Genomic DNA, 18,101 nt, shown 5'->3' on the forward strand with positions numbered 1-18,101 from the left:
CCATCGCACAGAGTTTCCGGGTGTTACCGGAATTTGTCAGTAGCCAGGACGCGGGCGGCCGTCATCGCGTCGTTCCCGCCGTGGTCGGTGTCGGGGATCATGACCAGCTCGGCGTCGGGCCACGCGTGCACCAGCCGCCACGGCGTGCCGATCAGGTTGCCCAGGTCGAGCACACCTTGAACGATCACGCCCGGGATGCCCCTGAGCTTCCACGCCTCCTCGATCACGACCCCCTCGCGCAGCCACGACCCGTGGGCCCAGTAGTGGGTGACGAGCCGGGCGAACGCCAGCCGGAACCCCGGCGGGTCGAAGCGGTCGTTGCCGGGCGCCGGGGGCACGATGGCGTCCTCCCACCGGCACCACTCGTCGGCCGCCGCCTGGTGCACGGCCGGGTCGGGGTCCAGCAGCAGCTCCAGGTAGGCGGCCGACAGGTCGTCCCCGTGGGGCGCGTGGGCGCGGAACCGGGCCCACGCCTCCGGGAACAGGGGTGCCAGGCCCCTGGTCAGCAGGTCGGTCTCCTCGCGCATGCCGGTGGCCACGCCCGCGTGCACCATCTCGCTCACCCGGTGCGGGAACCGCTCGGCGTAGACCAGGCCCAGCACCGAGCCCCACGACGCGGCGAAGACCAGCCAGCGCTCGATCCCCAGGTGCTCGCGCAGCAGCTCGATGTCGGCCACCAGGTGGTCGGTGGTGTTGGTGGACAGGTCGACCGAGGGGCTGCTCGCGTGGGGCGTGCTGCGGCCGCACCCGCGCTGGTCGAACAGCACCACCCGGTAGGCCGTGGGGTCGAAGTAGCGGCGGGCCCGGGGTGTGCAGCCCGCCCCGGGCCCGCCGTGGAGCACGAGGGCCGGTTTGCCGTTCGGGTTGCCGCACACCTCCCAGTGCACGAGGTGACCACCGCCCACGTCGAGCATGCCGCTGTCGTGGGGCTCGATCTCCGGGTACAGCACGTCCGACCTCCTCGAAGAGATACAACAGTGCTGTTACATTAGCCCGGACGCCTCCGGGAGCGGAGGGAATATCGAGCGCACGTCCGCGCCGCCGACCCACAGCCCGATGGCGAACGCGGTCGTGGCCTCCAGCAGCTCGGCGCGCTCCAGCGGCCCGCCGTCCACCGGCACGCACCCGATCGAGCGCACCAGCTCGCGCACCACCCCCAGCGCCGCCGCCGAGTCCCCGCACAGCGGCACGCCCAGCGGTCGCCCCTCGAAGACCAGCGACGGCAACCGCCACACGCCCACGTGGCACAGGTTGAACGCCTTGACCACGTGCGCGCCCGTCCGCTCGGCCAGCCGCACCGCGGCCCGCGGCTCGTCGAGCGCGAAGCGCCCCGGCACCACCGAGTTGGTGCAGTCGACCACCACCCGCCCCGGCGCCGGGCCCAGCACCTCGGCCGCCACCGCCGCGGGCACCGCGAGCAGCACCGCGTCCCCGAACGCCACCGCGTCCGCGGGCGACCCGGCGACCGCCCCGACCCGCGCGGCCACCGCGCGCGACCGCTCCGGCGACCGCCCGCCGACCAGCACCTCGTGCCCCGCGGCGACCCACCGGCCACCCAGCGCCTCGGCCATCCCGCCCGAACCGAGCACCCCGATCCGCATCCGCTTCCTCCCGTGGTTGGCTGCGGACCACGTTAGGGAGCGGTACGGGCACCGAACGGTGCCCGCGAAAGGTGGATCATGGCCTTCCTCGCCGACTGCCGCGCGCGGCTGGCGTTCGACCTGCTGGGCAACACCTGGCACCCGGTCCTGCTGCACGCGCTGCGCCACGGCCCGCGGCGCCCGGCCGACCTGCGCCGCGCCATCGGCGGCATCCGGCCGAAGGTGCTCACCGAGGCGCTGCGGCGCCTGGAGGCGGCCGGCCTGGTCGACCGGCGGGTCGGGCGCGACCGGGTCGAGTACGCGCTGACCGGGCTGGGCCGCAGCCTGCTCGACCCGATCGACGCGCTCGGCCGGTGGGCGCACGAGCGCGGCGACGAGGTGCGCCTGGACGACCCCGACGACGAGGTGCTTCCGGGCGGCCCCGGGATCAGCCCTCGATCGTGATCACACCGCCCTGGTCGTCGACGTGCTGGGCGTCGCAGTCGTCAAACCACTGGCCGTCGGAGGCGAGGTAGCGGAAGCGGTGCGTGCCCGGCGGCAGCACGACCGCCACCGTGCGCGTGCCGTCGCGGCGGGGGATGAGTTCGTGCACGCCGGGCGTCCAGTCGTTGAACGACCCCACCACGCTGACCGGGCCGTCCGGCCGGTCCAGCGGCAGCGAGAAGGTCACGTGGCGCTTGCCGCCGAACAGGCGGGTGCTGCGGAGCATCGCGGTCCCTGCGGGTCGATCTTGCTCGTGGGGGTGCCCACAGCTTCCCGGTGGCGCGCTCCTGTTTCAAGTGGACGGTCACACGTCCGGGTGAGGTGGAGCGGGGACCCGGTCGGCCGAGTCGGCGGCGCGGTCCCACGTGGCACCGCGGACGAACACCCGCACCGGGACGGTCGTCCTGGCCGTTGTCGTTGCGCGTGCGACGGGAGAGGCAGGTCACAAGCTTGCAGTGCCTGCAAAGTTGCAGTGACTGCATCTTTTTCTCTACGCTGTCCCGGTGACCAAGTCGACGGGCGAGGGGCTGCGCGACCGCAAGAAGCGCCAGACCCGCAAGGCGCTCAGCCGGGCGGCCGTCGACCTGGTGGCCGAGCGCGGGCTCGACCACGTGACGGTGGAGGACATCAGCGCCGCGGCCGACGTGTCGCCGCGCACGTTCTTCAACTACTTCGCGAGCAAGGAGGACGCCGTCCTCGCGCCCGACCCGGAGGCGGGTGCCCGCCTGCGGGCCGGCGTGCTGGCCCAGCCCGCCGGGCTCTCCGCCGTCGAGGCGGTGCGCGAGGCGCTGCTGGCCGAGGTGTCGACCGAGCTCAACGAGGACCGGGAGTTCTGGGGCAGGCGGATGTGCGTGGTGCAGCGGTACCCCGTGCTGCTGGCCAAGGTGCTCGCCGGCGGCGAGCAGGTCGAGCGCGAGGTCGTGGCGGGCATCGCCGAGCGCGTGGGCGTGCCCGCCGACGCCACCCACCCGATGCTGCTGGCCGCGGCCGCGGGTGCGGCGTTCCGGGTCGCGGTCGTCCGCTGGTCGGCCACCGCCGGGGACGCGACGCTGCCCGCCCTGCTCGTCGAGGCGTTCGACCTGCTGGCCGGTGGCCTCGCCGACCCGCCGCGGTCCTGATCCACCGCGGTCCTGCGCCGCCGCACCCCTGCACCGCCGAGAGCACCTCCGCACCACCGAGAACACCCCTGCAGCAACGAAAAAACCTCTGCAGTTCGAAAACCGGGGGGACCATGACCACCGAAACCGGCACCCGTTCGCGCCGGGACGTCCTGCAAGCCATGTCCGGCCTGATGATGGGCATGTTCGTGTCCATCCTGGCCTCGACCATCGTGTCCAACGCGCTGCCGCGCATCATCGCCGACCTGCACGGCTCGCAGTCGGTCTACACGTGGGTCGTCACCACCGAGCTGCTGGCCATGACGGCGACCGTGCCGCTGTGGGGCAAGCTCGCCGACCTCTACAGCCGCAAGCTGCTCATCCAGCTCTCGCTGGGCCTGTTCGTGGTGGGTTCGCTCATCGCGGGCTTCTCGCCCAACGTCGAGGTGCTGATCGCCAGCCGCATCGTGCAGGGCCTGGGCGCGGGCGGCATGACCGCGCTGGCCACCATCGTGATGGCGGCGATGATCCCGCCCCGCGAGATGGGCCGCTACGCGGGCATCTTCGGCGCGGTGTTCGGCGTCGGCACGGTCGCCGGCCCGCTCATCGGCGGCCTCCTGGTCGACACCTCGTGGCTGGGCTGGCGCTGGTGCTTCTTCATCGGCGTGCCGTTCACCCTCGCCTCGATCTTCCTGCTCCAGCGCACGCTGAACCTGCCGGTGGTGCGCAAGGAGGTCCACATCGACTACCTGGGCGCCGCGCTGATCGTGGGCGGCGTGTCCACGCTGCTGGTGTGGTCGACGCTGGCCGGCCAGCAGTTCGAGTGGGTCTCGGGCTGGACCGCGCTGCTGGTCGGCGCGGGCGTGGTGCTGCTGGCCCTGGCGGTGTGGGTGGAGGGCCGGGTGAAGGACCCGATCGTGCCGCTGACCATCTTCGCCAACCGCACCGTCACCCTGACCACCCTGGCCAGCGCGCTGGTCGGCGTGGCGATGTTCGGCGGCACGGTGTTCCTGTCCCAGTACTTCCAGATCGGCCTGGGCAAGACGCCGACGCAGGCGGGCCTGATGAGCCTGCCGATGATCTTCGGCCTGCTGGTGTCGTCCACCGTGGCCGGCCAGCTCATCACCAAGTGGGGCAGGTGGAAGGCGTTCCTGGTCGCCGGTGGCGTGATCATGATCGGCGGCATGCTGCTGCTGGCCACCATCGACGCGAACACCAGCGTGCCCGTGGTCTCGGTGCACATGGCCGTGCTGGGCATCGGCGTGGGCATGCTGATGCAGAACCTGGTGCTGGCGGCGCAGAACGACGTGCCCGCCAAGGACCTGGGCGCGACCACGTCCACGCTCACGTTCTTCCGCTCGCTCGGCGGCGCGATCGGCGTGAGCGCGCTCGGCGCGGTGCTGGCCAACCGGGTGGAGAGCCTGTCCGCGGAGAAGTTCGGCCCGGTGCCGGGCGGGCAGAGCGGCGAGGTGCCGGACCTGGCGCTGCTGCCGGAGCCGGTGCGGGCGATCGTGCGGGACATCTACGCCACCGCCACCGCGGAGCTGTTCCTGATCGGCGCGCCGATCGCGCTGCTGGCCCTGCTGGCCGTGCTGTTCATCAAGGAGAAGCCGCTCAAGACGCTCAGCGGTGACGAGCGGCTGGCGGCCGAGAGCCAGGTGGCCGCCGCCCACTGACCGCGGCCACGGGGCAGGACACGGTGTCGCATCCGCCCGGGTTGCCCCGGGCGGATGCGACACTTCCCGCATGTCCGGGCTTCGTGAACGCAAGAAGCAGGCCACGCGCGCCGCGCTGGCCGAAGCGGCGCTGCGCCTGTGCGTGGCGCACGGCCTGGACGGGGTGACCGTCGAGCGGGTCGCCACCGAGGCGGGCGTGTCGCTGCGCACGTTCTTCAACTACTTCTCCTCCAAGGAGGAGGCGATCGTCGCCGGCGACGTGGCCACCGCCACCGCCTTCGTGCGCGCCTTCGCCGAGCGGCCCGCCGCCGAGCCGGTGCTGGAGGCCCTGCGGCGGGCGCTGGTCGAGGTGGTGCCCGAGCGGGTCGACCCCGGGAAGGTCGCCCAGGTGCGGGCGCTGCGCGGCACCCCGGCCCTGCTGGCGCACCAGGTCGCGGCGTTCAGCGCGCGCGAGCGCGAGCTGGCCGCGGCGGTGGCCGAGCGGGTCGGCCTCGACCCCGAGGCCGACCTCTACCCGGCGCTGTTCGCGGCCACCGTGATGGCCACCCTGCGGGTGGTCGTGGGCCGGTGGTTGGAGGAGCCCGAGCGGCCGCGGCCGGCCGACCTGGTCGACGGGCTGATCGACCGGCTGGCCGCGGGCTTCGCTCACGCGTCCCAGGCGACCGGGAGTTCGTGCACGCCGTAGATCAGCATGTCGGTGCGCAGCGGCACCTCGCCGGGTTCGACGGCGAGCCGCAGGCCGGGCAGGCGGCGCAGCAGTTCGGTGAACCCGACGGTCATCTCCACCCGCGCCAGCTGCTGGCCCAGGCACTGGTGCACGCCGTGCCCGAAGGACATGTGCGGCCCGCGCGGGCGGGTGACGTCGAGCGTGTCCGGTCGGTCGAACACGCGCGGGTCGTGGTTGGCCGCGGGCACCGAGATCATCACCGACGAGTCGGCCGGGATGACGTGGCCCGCGACCTCCACCTCCTCGGTGGTGACCCGGAACAGCCCCAGGTGGATGATCGACAGGTGGCGCAGCAGCTCCTCGACCGCGCCGTCGACCAGGGTCGGGTCCGCGCGCAGCCGGGCCAGCTCCTCCGGCCGCTGCAGCAGCGCGAAGGTGCCCAGCGCGAGCATGTTCGCGGTGGTCTCGTGCCCGGCGATCAGCAGCAGGTTGGCGATGCCGATCAGCTCGTCGTCGGTGAGCGTCGGGTCGGCCTGGACCAGCCCGGAGAGCAGGTCGTCGGTCGGCTCGGCCCGCTTGCGCCGGACCAGCCCGCCCATGAACGCGCGCAGCTCGTCGCGGAGCCGCCCGAACTCCTCCACGGTGGTGGTCAGGCTCAGCAGCCGCGCGCTGCGCTCCTGGAACTCGCCGCGGTCGGCGTAGTCGACCCCGAGCAGCTCGCAGATCACCAGCGAGGGCACCGGCAGGGCGAACGCCCGCACCAGGTCCGCGGGCGGTCCGGCGGCGATCATCGCGTCGATGTGCTCGGTGACGATCTGCTCGACCCGGGGTACGAGCTGCCGCATCCGCCGCACGGTGAACTGGCCGGTCAGCAGCTTGCGGTAGCGGGTGTGGTGGGGCGGGTCCATGGTGATGAACCCGCCCGCGCGGGCCCGCGGGTCCAGCACCTGCGCCCGCATCGGCTCGGGCAGCCGGGCCAGCAGGCGCGGGCTGCGGAACCGGTCGGAGCTCAGCCGCGGGTCGGTCAGCAGGGCGCGGCCCTCCTCGTGGCCGGTGACCAGCCACAGCGGGTCGTCGCCGCGCATGGCGACCTGGTGCACCGGGCCCTGCCCGGCGAGCCGGACGAGCACTTCCGGCAGGGCGAACGGGCCCTGCTCGCGCGCGGTGAACTCGGGGGGGAGGCGCAGCAGCGCCTGGTTGGTGGGTGCGGCGTCCTGCCGCTGGGAAGCGGTGGTCATGACCTGATTTCCGTTCCCGACCCGGAGCACGGCGGGTCGCTGCTCGGCTACGTGGTGTGATCCACGCTACGCAAAACATGCACGCCGTGCAGCTTTTTTTCGGGCCGGCCCGGGGCTGGACCGTTGATCTGCCGCGTCGCGTGGCACACGCTGCACGCCACGTGCGCATGGTGCGGCCCTAAGGTTGTGCGTCCTGCTCCGGTCGGCCCAGGGCCTCGGCGACCACCTCGGCGAGCGGCACGTCCGGGTGCTCCAGCCAGTGCTGGGTGGCGGCCCGCAGCGCGGCCAGGAACGTGGCCGCGAGCACCCGGGCGCGCAGCGGGTCCCCGACCTCCTGTCGGCGGGTGATCTCGGCCACCAGGTCGCGCTCGACCGCCGCGTAGGCGGTGACCACGTGCGCGGCCAGGCCGGTGTGCCGGGCGACCTCCCGGCGCCGGGTGAGCCAGCGCGGGTCCAGCACCTCGTCGACCAGCGCGGCGGCGGCGCCGACCAGCGCGGCGCGCGGCGGCCCGTCGGGCTGGGCGCGGACCAGTTCCAGCAGGCGGCGCAGGCGCACCAGGTCGCCGTAGAAGATCGCTTCCTCTTTGTTGGCGAAGTAGTTGGAGAAGGTGCGCCGCGACACCGAGGCCGCGTCCGCGATCGACTCGACCGTCACCCGGTCGGGGCCCAGCTCCAGGGCCAGCCGCAACGCCGCCTCGTGCAGCGCCATGCGCGTGGCCGACTTCTTGTGCTCCCGCAACCCGCCCATCCCGGTCGAGTCTACCGAAACTTCGCACTGGGCAAACTTGCACACTGCGCAAGTTTGGTGAATACTTGTATGTGGCAAGCAATGCGGAGAGGGGGCGACGTGGACGTCGTCACGCGTGAGCTGGAGGACCGGATCCGCGACCTGCTCAGGGTCGTGCGCCTGGTCAAGCAGCAGCGCCACGCCGGCATGCCACCCGGTCTGGTCGGCATCCTCGGGCTCATCGAGCGCGAGGGCGCCAACGCCACCGGGTGCCACGCGAAGCAGCTGGCGGTCCGCGCCGGGCTCGACCCGTCCACGGTCAGCCGGGCGGTGGGCGCGCTGGTCTCGCACGGCCTGGTGGAGCGGCGCGCCGACCCCGCCGACGGCCGGGCCAGCGTGCTGGTCGTCACCGACCGGGGCCGGACCGAGCTGGCCGACACCCGCGACTGGTACGACGCGCTGCTGGGTCGTGCCCTTGCCGACTGGACCCCTGAAGAGGTCACCGCCCTGACCACCGCGATCGGGCGCCTGGCCCAAGACGTCGAAGGAGCCATGAGCTCCACCTGGGAGGCCGCGCGATGAGCGCACCCGCCACAGCCACGCCGACAGCCGGCGCGATGAACCACCGCCAGGTGTTGGAGGCCCTCAGCGGCCTGCTGCTGGTGCTGTTCGTCGCCATGCTCAGCGGCACCGTGGTGTCCACGGCGCTGCCGCAGATCATCGGCGCGCTCGAAGGGTCGCAGACCCAGTACACCTGGGTGGTCACCGCCACCCTGCTGACCGCCACCGCGAGCACGCCGATCTGGGGCAAGCTCGCGGACCTGTTCAACAAGAAGACCCTCGTCCAGGTCGCCATCGTGGTGTTCGTGGCGGGCTCGATCGTGTCCGGCTTCGCGCAGGACGCCGGCCAGCTCATCGCCGCCCGCGCGTTCCAGGGCATCGGCGTCGGCGGCCTGCAGGCGCTGGTGCAGGTGGTGATCGCGGCGATGATCCCGCCCCGCGAGCGCGGCCGCTACAACGGCTACCTCGGCGGCGTGATGGCCGTGGCCACCGTCGGCGGCCCGCTGCTGGGCGGCCTGATCGTGGACACCTCGTGGCTGGGCTGGCGCTGGTGCTTCTTCATCGGCGTGCCGGTCGCGGTGATCGCCCTGCTGGTGCTCCAGGCCACGCTGAAGATGCCCACCACGCGCCGCGAGGACGTGAAGATCGACTACCTGGGCGCGGGCCTGATCGCGGCGGGCGTGAGCGTGCTGCTGGTCTGGATCTCGTTCGTGGACGACTCGTTCGCCTGGCTCTCGTGGCAGACCTTCGCCATGGTCGGCGCCTCGGTGGTGCTGCTGGGCCTGGCCGTCCTGGTCGAGGCGCGCGCCGCGGAGCCCGTCGTGCCGCTGGAGATCGTCAAGCGGCGCACCACGGCCCTGGCCATCCTGGCCAGCCTCGCGGTCGGCATGGCGATGTTCGGCGGCGCGGTGTTCCTCGGCCAGTACTTCCAGATCGGCCGCGGCTACACGCCCACCGAAGCCGGCCTGCTCACCATCCCGATGATGGCCGGCGTGCTCGGCGCCTCGATCATCAGCGGGCGGATGATCACCAAGTCGGGCAGGGTCAAGCCCTACATCGTGGTGGGCGCGGCCGTGCTGGTCGTCGGGTTCCTGCTGCTCGGCCAGATCGACCACGACACCTCGCTGGTGTTCGTCGGCGCCGCGATGCTGCTGGTCGGCGCCGGGGTCGGCATGAGCATGCAGAACCTGGTGCTCGCGGTGCAGAACACCGTGCCGCTCAAGGACATCGGCGCGGCCAGCTCGACCGTGGCGTTCTTCCGCTCGCTCGGCGGCACGATCGGCGTCTCGGTGCTGGGCGCGGTGCTGGCCCGGCGCGTGGAGGACGCGATCACCCGCGACCTGGCCGCGGCGGGCTTCCCGGCCGGCGGTGGCGGTGGCGGCAGCCTCAACATCGCCGCGCTGCCCGACGCCGTGCAGCACATCGTGCGCGCCGCCTACGGCGACGCCACCGGGCACATCTTCCTGATCTCGGCGGCGATCGGGGTGGTCGGCGTGGTCGCGGCCCTGCTGCTCAAGCCGATCACGCTGCGCAGCAGCCTGGACCTGTCCGAGGGCAAGCCCGGCGCCTGACGCGCCGACCGGGGGCCCGGCCGCTCACCCGAGCGGTCGGGCCCCCGGCGTGTCACCGGGTCAGAAACCCATGCGGCAGCCGGACAGGACGATCTCCTGGCCCAGCAGGGTCACCACCCGCACCGCGTACTGCGCGCGCTGGCCGTTCGGCCCGACCACGGTCTGGTTCAGGTAGACCGTGGCCACGCCGGGCACGCCGACGGTGGCGGGCCCGGTGCCGATCGGCCGGCCGTTCAGCGTGCCCACGCGCGACGAGCTGGACAGCCCCTGCTCGTTGGCGACGCAGCTGGTCTCGATGTCGGACACGGTGATCACGCCGCCCAGCAGGCTCGCGCTCGACACCTCGGCACCCGCGTCGGTGCGCCCGGTGGCGGGGTCGAGGTGGCAGTCGGCGTGCAGCGCCTGCACCGAGGCCAGGGCGGGCACCGTGATCGAGGCCGTGGTCAGGTCCGAGGACGGCGGGCAGGTCGCGTGCGGCGTCTTGGTCACGTTGATCAAGCCCGAGGCGCTGAGCGACCACGCCTCCGCGCGCACGTGGGACACGACCCGAACCACGGCGGTGGCGGACCCGCCGTCGTCGTCGGTGACCGTCACCAGCACGTTGTGCGCGCCGACGCCGGTGTAGGAGTGCGTGGCGGTGCAGGTGCCCGAACCGGCGCCCTGCGCGACCGAGCCGGTGACCACGGGCGTGCCGTCGTCGAAGTCCACCGTGCACGTGTGCGTGTCGTGCGTGGCGATGTCGGTGAACGGCGCGGTGACCGTGATCGGGGTGTTGCGCGGCACCAGGGTGTTGTTCGCGGGGGAGGAGATGCTCACCTGCGGGGCGACGTTGGTCAGCGTCAGCGTGGTCGTGGCGACGACGTCGGGGTGCAGGCCGTCGTTGGCGGTGAGCCGCAACGTCCACACGCCGTCGTCATTGCACGTGACGGTGGTGTTCAACGCCGCGGGGGCGGAGAAGGTGCACGTGGTGCCGGGGTCCACGCCGGACTGCGGCGTGATGCTCCACTGGCTGGTCAGCGACGGCCCGTCGGGGTCGGTCACCGTGCCGGCCAGGGCCACCGGGGTGCCCTCCTGGCCCGCGTAGGGGCCACCGGTCGCCACCACCGGCGGCGCGTTGACGATGACCGTGGTGCAGTCGGTGACGGTGCCCGCGCCGCCGCCGTCGGTGCCGTGCGCGGTCACGCACAGCTCGTGCGTGCCGGAGGACAGGGGAGCGGTGTCGACGGTGTAGGTCACCGAGGCGGGACCGGTGCGCGGCAGCGCCGGCGTGACGTTGGTGATCTGCGTGGCCGGCCCGTTGTCCACGCGGAGCGTGAGGTCGGTCAGCTGCGACGCGATGACGCCGGGCACGACGTTGGGGAGGTTCGCCGGGTCGGGGACCGCGGTGCAGGTGCCGCCGGTCAGGTCGGCGATGGCCTGGAGGCTGGCGTTGTAGTCGCCGCTGTTGCACGCGGAGCCGGGGCCGACCGCGAAGGTGAAGTAGTCGACGTTCGCCGGGACCGCGCCCGCGACGCCGGTGACGTCGCCGGAGGCGAAGCCGTCGGACAGGAACAGCACGATCTTGCGCGGCTGGCTCTGGGCGTTGGTCACGGTGGTGGCCGACTGCACGGCGGGCACGAACGTGGTGCCGGTGCCGACGGGCTTGCCGGTGAACAGGCCGACGCTGCCCTGGACCATCGAGCCCACGGCCTCCTCGACGTCCCGCGCGCCGTTGCCGTTGGCGTCGGTCCCGGGCTCGGTCAGCAGCTGGTCGCCCGGCGCCGGGCCCACGTCCACGGTGGCCGCGGAGCTGCCGAACGCGACCGCGCCCACGCTGCCGACCACGGTGTTCGGGGCCGCGGCGATGGCGTTGAGGTTGTTCACCGCGGTCTGCTCGCAGGTGAGGATCGTGCCGCCGGCGCAGGCGGACGCGGTGCTGCCGGACACGTCCACCACGTAGGTCAGTGCGGTGTCCCGCACCGCGACCCCGGTGCCGACGGACGCCGTGCCGGTGACGGTCACCGGGCCCGGCGGCACCACGGTGTTCGGCGCCGGGCCGGTGACGGCCACCGAGATGCTGGTGCCGCCCGGCAGGTTGCCGTCCACGGCCTGCGCCTGGATCTGGCTCGCCACGAGGACGGCGACGGCTAACGCGCCCGCCCCGGCGAGGTGCTTGGGTCTCACGTGCCCACTCCCCCTTCGACTGTGTGCTGACTACCGGGAAGTCGAGAGGTGTGAACGGAGGGTTACTGGGCCATTCCGGTGAGAACTTTCCGTCAGCGGCGTCGGCCCGAACGGCTCCGCTCCGCTGCGCCGTGGGAGGTCGGCGGGCGCGGGTGGACCGACCTGCGGTGGGCAACGACCCGAAAAGTGCTGATCCGCTCGGAGTGCCGACCCGCTACCGCACCGCGCCGGGAGAGGGCTCGCCCGGACCGGCGGTCGGGTGGACGGCACCACGCCACCGGCGCCGGGTTGACGGACCGGTGCGCGCGGGCTGGATGCCGTGAACGGGCGGGCACTAGCCTGGTCGCCGGTGCACGCGACGGCGCCGGGAGGGGCACCGGTGACGATTCCCGAACCGCGACGCGACCCCGACGAGGTCGGCAACGAGCTCGCCGCGACCTCGGTCGAGAACGCCTTCCAGATCGGGGTCGTCCACGGCGACGTGCGGGTCTCCGGGAGCGCCGGGCGCGGCGCCCCGCGGGAACGGCCCGCGCCGCGCCGCCCGCCGAACCCGGTCCGGGTCGCGGAGACCCGGCCGCGGCTGCTCGGCGTGCACGCCGCGATCCGGGTGCCGGAGGACCAGGAGCCGGACGAGCTGCCCGCGTACGTGCCGCGCGACCTCGACGGCGCGCTGCGCGCCGCCCTCGGCGCGGCCGCGCGACGGGGCGGGTTCGTGCTGCTCGTCGGCGGTTCCTCGGTCGGCAAGACCCGGTCGCTGCACGAAGCCGTCAAGGCGGTCGTGCCCGACTGGTGGCTGGTGCGCCCCCACGACGCCGACGCCGTGCGCGACTTCGCCGCGAACCCCGCCCCGCGCACCGTGGTCTGGCTCGACGAGCTCCAGCGCTACCTCGACCACCCCGGTGGCGTGCCCGCCGGGGTGCTCCGCGACGTGGTCACCGCCGGCGCGCTGGTCGTGGCGACGCTCTGGCCGGACCAGTACGGCAAGCGCACCGCGCCCGCCGCGCCGGGCAGGCACCCCGACCGCTACGACAACGACCGGGAGCTGCTGGGCATGGCGGAGGTCGTGGCCGTGCCCGACGGGTTCAGCCCGGCCGAGCGCCGGCGGGCGGAGGCGCTGGCCGCCGACCGGCGCGTCCGGCTGGCCCTGGACACCTCCGACGCGGGGTTCACCCAGGTCCTCGCCGCCGGTCCGCACCTGGTCCACCACTGGGAGCAGGCGCCCGAGGACCAGTGCTGCGGCCGGGCGGTGATCACCGCGGCGCTCGACGCCCGCCGGGTCGGCACCAGGGCGCCGCTGACGCGTGAGCACCTCGCCGCGGCGTGCCCCGGCTACCTGACCCCGGCGCAGCAGGCCACCGCACCCGCCGACTGGCTCGACCGGGCCCTGGCCTACGCCACCGCGCCGCTGCACGGCGCGACCTCCGCCCTCGTCCCGCTGCCCGCCGGCATGGGACGCGTCGCCGGCTACGAGGTAGCCGACTACCTGCACCAGCACGCCACGCGGGTGCGCCGCGGCACCCACCTGCCCGACACCGCCTGGCGCGCCCTCGTCGAGCACCACCACGCCGACGACGCGCGTGCGCTGGCCGACAACGCCGAGCGCCGGGGCAGGCACGCGGAAGCCGAGGCCGTCCACCGACGCGCGCTCGACCGCGCCGGGGACGACCCGGGTCCCGCCCGCCGGCTGGCGGACTTCCTGGTCGGTCGGGACCGGGTGGACGAGGCCGTCGCGGTGTTGGGCCCGTACGCGAACGCCGACGTGGACGTGGCCCTCGAACTCGCCCACCTGCTGACCCGGCGAAGCCGCGCCCAGGCCGTCGCCGTGTTGCGCCCGCACGCCCGCGAGCACCCCCGCGCCGCCTGGCCGCTCGCCCACCTGCTGCGCGAAACGGGGCGCGTCGACGAGGCCGTCGCCGCCCTGCGCCCGCACGGCGACACCGACGCGCCCACCCTGGAGCGGACGGCCGGTCTCCTGGCCAGGTGGGGGAGGGTCGACGAGGCCGTCGCCGCCCTGCGCCCCCGAGCCCGCACCGATGTCGAGGTCGCCTGGCGGCTCGCGCCCCTGCTGGTCCGGCTGGGGCGGCCCGACGAGGCCGTCGCCGCGTTGCGCCCGCACGCCCGGCGCGGTCGCACGGCGGTGGGGGACCTGCTGGCGGACCTGCTGGTGCAGCGGGGCCGGGTGGACGAGCTGACCCGACGGGCGGACGACGGCGAGTCCTCCGCGGCCGAACGGCTGGCCCGCCTGCTGCACGAGCGGGAACGCGTGGGCGAGCTGACCCGGCGCGCCGACGGCGGCGACGACTCGGCCGCCTACTGGTTGTCGCGCCTGCTGGTCCGACGGGGCGACGTCGGCGAGCTGACCCGGCGCGCGGACGGCGGCGACAGCGCGGCCGCCGACGGCCTGGCCCACCTGCTGATCTCGCGGGGGCGCACCGACGAGCTCGCCCGGCGGGCCGCCGCCGGCGACCGGTACGCCGCCTACCCGCTGGCGAGGCGGTTGGCGGAGGAGGGGCGCGTCGAGCAGGCCATCGCGGTGCTGCGCCCGTTCGCCCCGGGCCCCGCCACCGGGACGCGCCGCCTCCGCGCCCCCGTGGTGGACCTGCTGGTCGACCTGCTGGCCGGGCACGGGCACGTCGACGAAGCGCTCGCCCTGCTGCGCCCGCGGGCCGCCGCCGGCCACGGGCGGGCCGCCCACCGGCTGGTCGAGCTGCTGGCCGGGCACGGGCGCGTCGACGAGGCGGTCCCGCTGCTGCGCGCCCGGGCCGACGCGGGCAGCCGGCAGGCGGCCGACCACCTGGTCGACCTGCTGCGCCGCCACCACCGCACCGACGAACTCGACGCGGAGGTGGCGGCCGGGACCCACGGCGCCGTGGCCGCCCTCCACGCCGCCACCGGGAACTAGGAGCTGTTCGGGGCTCGGATCTGGGTCGGGTCCGGTGGTGTGCCGGTTGGTGCTGGTGGAACCCGGGTGTGGCGCGATGTGATCTGACCGATGCGGAGTGGGCGTTGATCGAGCCGCATGTGCCGGTGGCGGCCACGGGGCCGTTGCCGCGGCGGGTGCGCGAGCGGCTCAACGGCACCCTGTGGCGGTTCCGCACCGGATCGGGCTGGCGTGACGTGCCCGAACGGTACGGGCCCTGGTCCACGGTCTACCCCCGGTTCCACGCCTGGGCGAAGGCGGGGGTGTTCCGGAGGTTGATGGACGCGTTGATCGCCGAGGCGGCCTCCCGCGGGCAGGTCGGGTTGGAACTGGTCGGTGTGGACTCCACGATCGTGCGGGCGCACCACGAGTCGGCCGGGCTGGCGATCGCCGGGGAGACCCTGGATGCGCTGGAGCAGGCGTTGACCGAGGAAAAAGGGGCTCCGTTGCCCACCCAACAGAGTGTGCTGCGGGTGGTTCAGCGGGGTCCGCGTCGGACACGGCCGGTGCGGCCGGGTCTGCCGCTCGGGATCGTGCCGCCCTCCGGCATCGCCGGGAGGCGCGGGCCAAGGCGGCCGGGCTCGGCCGGTCCCGGGGCGGGCTGAGCAGCAGGATCCACGCCGCGGTGGAGGCGGGCGAGCTGCCGTTGGCGCAGCAACGTCGAACGCTGCTTCCAGCAGATCAAGGCATGGCGTGGGTTGGCCACCCGCCGTGACAAGTCACCGGAGAGCTGTGCGGCCGGACTGCGCCTGCGAGGAGCGATCATGTGGCTGAAGACCCCGACCCCAACCACGTGATCCGAACCTCGAACAGCTCCCAGCCGGACATCAGTGCGCGCCACCGCAGCACTCGTGCGGCGCCTCCGACTCCAGCGGCCGCAGCACGCCGCCCACCGCGGGCTCCACCAGCAGCACCAGTTCGCCGTCGCGGTGGACCGGGCGCAGGAAGCCCCGCGTCTCCACCAGGTCGGTCGGCGAGACCGGCACGCCCACCCCCACCACCCGGTCGATCGCCGACGACGCCACCACCTCGCCGACCGCGTGCGTGCCGGTCAACACCGACTGCCCCGGGAAGCGGACGCAGCGGTCCAGCACGGGCGAGGAGACCGCGGTGACCGGTCCGCCCAGCGCGGCCGACACCGCCTCCGCGTCGAACCCCCCGACGACCCGCGCGGACACGGCGGTCACCGCCACCGGCCCACCGCGCTCCACCCGGGTGAACACCAGGTCCGTCGCGACGCACGAGTCCAGCGCGGCCAGCAGCAGCGCGTCCAGGTGCGCCGCGCCGTGCCCGCCGGGCAGGGCGGGCACGGCGTCGAGCCAGGCCATCAGACGACGTCGACGAACACCGGGTTCGCGTAGAACCACAGGTCCGACCACGGGTCCGCGTCACCGACGACGTCCATCACCGGGCCGCCGTCGGAGGTGAGCCGGTTGCCGTCCGAACCGCGCAGCCGCAGGTAGAAAGCGGTGTCGACGTTGCGGAAGGTGTGCGTGAACCTGACCGTGCCGCGCGCGGTGCGGGACACCTCGAAGGTCTTGACGACCCCGGTGCCGGGCGCGGCCAGCGCGTCGCGGTCGGTCGCCGGGCCGGTGACCGGTCCCGCGATCAGGTCCACCTTGGCCAGGCGCGGCACCGCGCCGGAGAAGTTGGCGCCCCGCGCCAGGTCCACCTCGATCGCGACCTCGACGCTGTCCCCGCGCCGCACGAACGTGCGACCGCCGATGGTGACTCCCCGGTTGTCGCCCTCGCCCAGCGACCGCACCCGCAGGTTCAGGCCGTCGATGAGCCGGCCGTGCACGGCGATCACCCGACCGCCCTGCATACCGCGCATGATGTCCACGTAGGACCGCGAGTCGGCCCCCACCAGCGTGGAGCTGTAGAAGCCGGGCCAGTAGTCGCCGTAGACCTGCGGCTTGCCGGTGTCCACGGGCGCGCCGCGGCTGCCGGTGGCGTTGTGGTCGCCGCTGCCCTGCACGTGCGTGTCGAGGTGCACCTGGTGCGAGTCCGAAGTGGCCGTCACCCACCACGGCCTGCCCTCGGCGAGCAGCGAGTCCCACAGCCCGCCTACCTTGGCGGTCATCCAGTCGAACCCGCCGTAGGTGCGGTAGGGGTTCTCGGTGGCGGTGGGCGCGTAGCCGGGGAAGCTGTCCTGGTTGGGCGAACCGTCGTAGTACCCGCGCGCGGTACCGCGCCCGCCCGCCGCGGTCGGGATGCCCGCGGCCTGGTGGCCGGGCGCGCCCTCCATGCCCACGGCCACCCCCGGCGCGGCGTCGCGCCAGTTGCGGATCTCGTGGGGGCTGTCCACCCCGCGCCGCGCCGGGTGGTTGGCGAACATCAGCGCGATCTCGGTGCGGCCGGACAGCACCTGCGCCTCCAGGTAGCGCAGCGCCGCCAACGCGTACGGCTCGCCGTCGGCCGAGGTGGCGCGGGCGATCAGGCCCCGGCCGCCCTGGGCCGCCGGGGTGGACAGCACGCCGCCGTCGTAGGCCGCCTCGAACGCCCGCAGGATGTCCACCGTGGACTTGCCGGGCGGCAGGAACACGGTCGCGTGCTCGGCACCCGGGATGTTCCACTCCAGGCCCTGGTAGACGAGCACGTCGCGGTACCGGCTCCGGGCGCGCTCGATGTCCGGGGTGACCTGGTCGATGGAGAACTTCTGGTGCGCGACACCGCCGTGGTCGGTGATGACGACCCAGTCCAGGCCGTACTGGCGGGCCTTGGCGACCTGCTGGGCCACCTCGTACTGGGCGTCGGGGGAGTACTGGGTGTGGATGTGGTGGTCGCCCGCGTACCAGCGGTTGCGCCCGCTCCACGGGTTCGTCGGCCGCGCCGGCCCGCCGTCGTGGGCGTGGGCCGGGACCGCGCCGAGCGTCGTGGCCACCCCGGCCGCGCCCAGGCCCGCCAGGAACCTGCGCCGCGCCACCGACAGCGGGCGGTCGTCCTCGGCGTCGCGCCAGCCGTCCCCCACCTCCTCGTGGTGGTGCTCGTGGCTGTGGTCGTGGTGGTGGTGGTGCGACATGGCGGCGGCTCCGATCCCGTCCCGACTGCGGCAGGCCGAAGTATCGTGAGTCCGCTATGCGTTGTGGCGGGGCCGGAGATCGAACAGGAGGTGAACACTTCGCCCGGCGGGTGCTCGGCCGAGCAGCCCGTTGGCCGGGTACGCCCCCGGCTCCAGCCGCGAGCCGCCGGCCGGGCTGGTGCGCTCGACCGGGCCGGCGGGGGAGCCGGTGGACCTCGACACCCGCGGTTCGCGCGGCCCCTCGTCGGTCGGCTCGTGGTCGGCCCCCGCCGTCCTCTTCGAGCAGCGGGCCCCCGCGCAACGCCCGCCCCGGCCTCGCCGCGGGTCCTGCTCGCGTGCTCCACCCGGCCCTCGGCCGCGCGGGCGGCCGGGCAC

15 protein-coding genes and 1 pseudogene are annotated in these 18,101 nt (G+C 74.1%); 8 read left to right on the forward strand and 8 right to left on the reverse strand.

All coding sequences use genetic code 11. The features are described from left to right. Positions 1-23: 23 nt before the first annotated feature. Both pip and EKG83_RS20025 read right to left on the reverse strand, forming a co-directional pair. The gene (gene pip / locus EKG83_RS20020) at positions 24-950 is read right to left on the reverse strand and encodes a prolyl aminopeptidase (RefSeq protein WP_033431649.1); all 927 of its coding nucleotides are present in this window, start codon (positions 948-950) and stop codon (positions 24-26) included. A gap of 33 nt (positions 951-983) precedes the next feature. Then, positions 984-1,601, reverse strand: a complete 618-nt coding sequence (locus tag EKG83_RS20025; protein ID WP_033431650.1) for an NADPH-dependent F420 reductase — start codon at positions 1,599-1,601, stop codon at positions 984-986. A 78-nt stretch (positions 1,602-1,679) separates the two neighbouring features. Here EKG83_RS20025 and EKG83_RS20030 point away from each other — a divergent pair, with 78 nt between their 5' ends. After that, positions 1,680-2,045 (forward strand): winged helix-turn-helix transcriptional regulator, encoded by a 366-nt coding sequence (locus EKG83_RS20030; protein ID WP_051765998.1) that lies wholly within the window; start codon positions 1,680-1,682, stop codon positions 2,043-2,045. Here the strand turns inward: EKG83_RS20030 and EKG83_RS20035 are convergent. Next, positions 2,029-2,310, reverse strand: coding sequence for an isoamylase early set domain-containing protein (locus EKG83_RS20035; protein ID WP_033431651.1), 282 nt, complete (start codon positions 2,308-2,310; stop codon positions 2,029-2,031). The genes EKG83_RS20030 and EKG83_RS20035 overlap by 17 nt on opposite strands. 277 nt (positions 2,311-2,587) lie before the next feature. On the opposite strand from EKG83_RS20035, the gene EKG83_RS20040 reads away from it, so the two are divergent. The 3 genes from EKG83_RS20040 to EKG83_RS20050 all read left to right on the forward strand — a co-directional run bounded on the left by EKG83_RS20040 (position 2,588) and on the right by EKG83_RS20050 (position 5,542). Further along, complete coding sequence (locus EKG83_RS20040) at positions 2,588-3,202, forward strand: TetR/AcrR family transcriptional regulator (protein ID WP_033431652.1); 615 nt, start codon at positions 2,588-2,590, stop codon at positions 3,200-3,202. 113 nt (positions 3,203-3,315) lie between these two features. Continuing rightward, a complete protein-coding gene (locus EKG83_RS20045; RefSeq protein WP_033431653.1) occupies positions 3,316-4,857 on the forward strand; it encodes an MDR family MFS transporter in 1,542 nt (513 codons plus the stop codon). Between the two features lie 70 nt (positions 4,858-4,927). Continuing rightward, positions 4,928-5,542: an acyl-CoA-like ligand-binding transcription factor gene (locus EKG83_RS20050; RefSeq protein ID WP_051766002.1), complete on the forward strand. Its 615-nt coding sequence runs from the start codon at positions 4,928-4,930 to the stop codon at positions 5,540-5,542. Here the strand turns inward: EKG83_RS20050 and EKG83_RS20055 are convergent. Next, the gene (locus EKG83_RS20055) at positions 5,503-6,762 is read right to left on the reverse strand and encodes a cytochrome P450 (RefSeq protein WP_033431654.1); all 1,260 of its coding nucleotides are present in this window, start codon (positions 6,760-6,762) and stop codon (positions 5,503-5,505) included. The two genes, EKG83_RS20050 and EKG83_RS20055, sit on opposite strands and share 40 nt — an antisense overlap. A gap of 178 nt (positions 6,763-6,940) precedes the next feature. After that, positions 6,941-7,510: a TetR/AcrR family transcriptional regulator gene (locus EKG83_RS20060; protein WP_033431655.1), complete on the reverse strand. Its 570-nt coding sequence runs from the start codon at positions 7,508-7,510 to the stop codon at positions 6,941-6,943. 99 nt (positions 7,511-7,609) lie between these two features. Between EKG83_RS20060 and EKG83_RS20065 the strand changes: the two genes are divergently transcribed. Together EKG83_RS20065 and EKG83_RS20070 are read left to right on the forward strand one after the other, a co-directional pair. Next, positions 7,610-8,071 carry a MarR family winged helix-turn-helix transcriptional regulator gene (locus EKG83_RS20065; RefSeq protein ID WP_228122714.1) on the forward strand — a complete coding sequence of 154 codons (462 nt, stop codon included), beginning with the start codon at positions 7,610-7,612 and terminating at the stop codon, positions 8,069-8,071. Next, positions 8,068-9,621, forward strand: coding sequence for an MDR family MFS transporter (locus EKG83_RS20070; protein WP_033431657.1), 1,554 nt, complete (start codon positions 8,068-8,070; stop codon positions 9,619-9,621). The genes EKG83_RS20065 and EKG83_RS20070 overlap by 4 nt, the downstream gene beginning before the upstream one ends. Before the next feature lie 60 nt (positions 9,622-9,681). Here the strand turns inward: EKG83_RS20070 and EKG83_RS20075 are convergent, their stop codons facing one another. Continuing rightward, positions 9,682-11,784 carry a vWA domain-containing protein gene (locus EKG83_RS20075; protein ID WP_033431658.1) on the reverse strand — a complete coding sequence of 701 codons (2,103 nt, stop codon included), beginning with the start codon at positions 11,782-11,784 and terminating at the stop codon, positions 9,682-9,684. A 379-nt stretch (positions 11,785-12,163) separates the two neighbouring features. On the opposite strand from EKG83_RS20075, the gene EKG83_RS20080 reads away from it, so the two are divergent. Both EKG83_RS20080 and EKG83_RS49660 read left to right on the forward strand, forming a co-directional pair. Next, on the forward strand, positions 12,164-14,686 hold the full coding sequence (locus EKG83_RS20080) for a tetratricopeptide repeat protein (protein WP_051766003.1): 2,523 nt from the start codon (positions 12,164-12,166) through the stop codon (positions 14,684-14,686). Positions 14,687-14,754: 68 nt separating this feature from the next. Continuing rightward, a pseudogene (locus EKG83_RS49660) lies at positions 14,755-14,973 on the forward strand (transposase); the annotation flags it as partial. A 558-nt stretch (positions 14,974-15,531) separates the two neighbouring features. Here the strand turns inward: EKG83_RS49660 and EKG83_RS20095 are convergent. Together EKG83_RS20095 and EKG83_RS20100 are read right to left on the reverse strand one after the other, a co-directional pair. Next, positions 15,532-16,032 carry a hypothetical protein gene (locus EKG83_RS20095; RefSeq protein ID WP_051766004.1) on the reverse strand — a complete coding sequence of 167 codons (501 nt, stop codon included), beginning with the start codon at positions 16,030-16,032 and terminating at the stop codon, positions 15,532-15,534. Further along, positions 16,032-17,726: a PHP domain-containing protein gene (locus EKG83_RS20100; protein WP_033431660.1), complete on the reverse strand. Its 1,695-nt coding sequence runs from the start codon at positions 17,724-17,726 to the stop codon at positions 16,032-16,034. Before EKG83_RS20100 ends, EKG83_RS20095 begins: the two co-directional genes overlap by 1 nt. Positions 17,727-18,101: the final 375 nt, after the last annotated feature.

The sequence above is a fragment of the Saccharothrix syringae genome, from assembly GCF_009498035.1.
Taxonomy (GTDB): Bacteria; Actinomycetota; Actinomycetes; order Mycobacteriales; family Pseudonocardiaceae; genus Actinosynnema; species Actinosynnema syringae.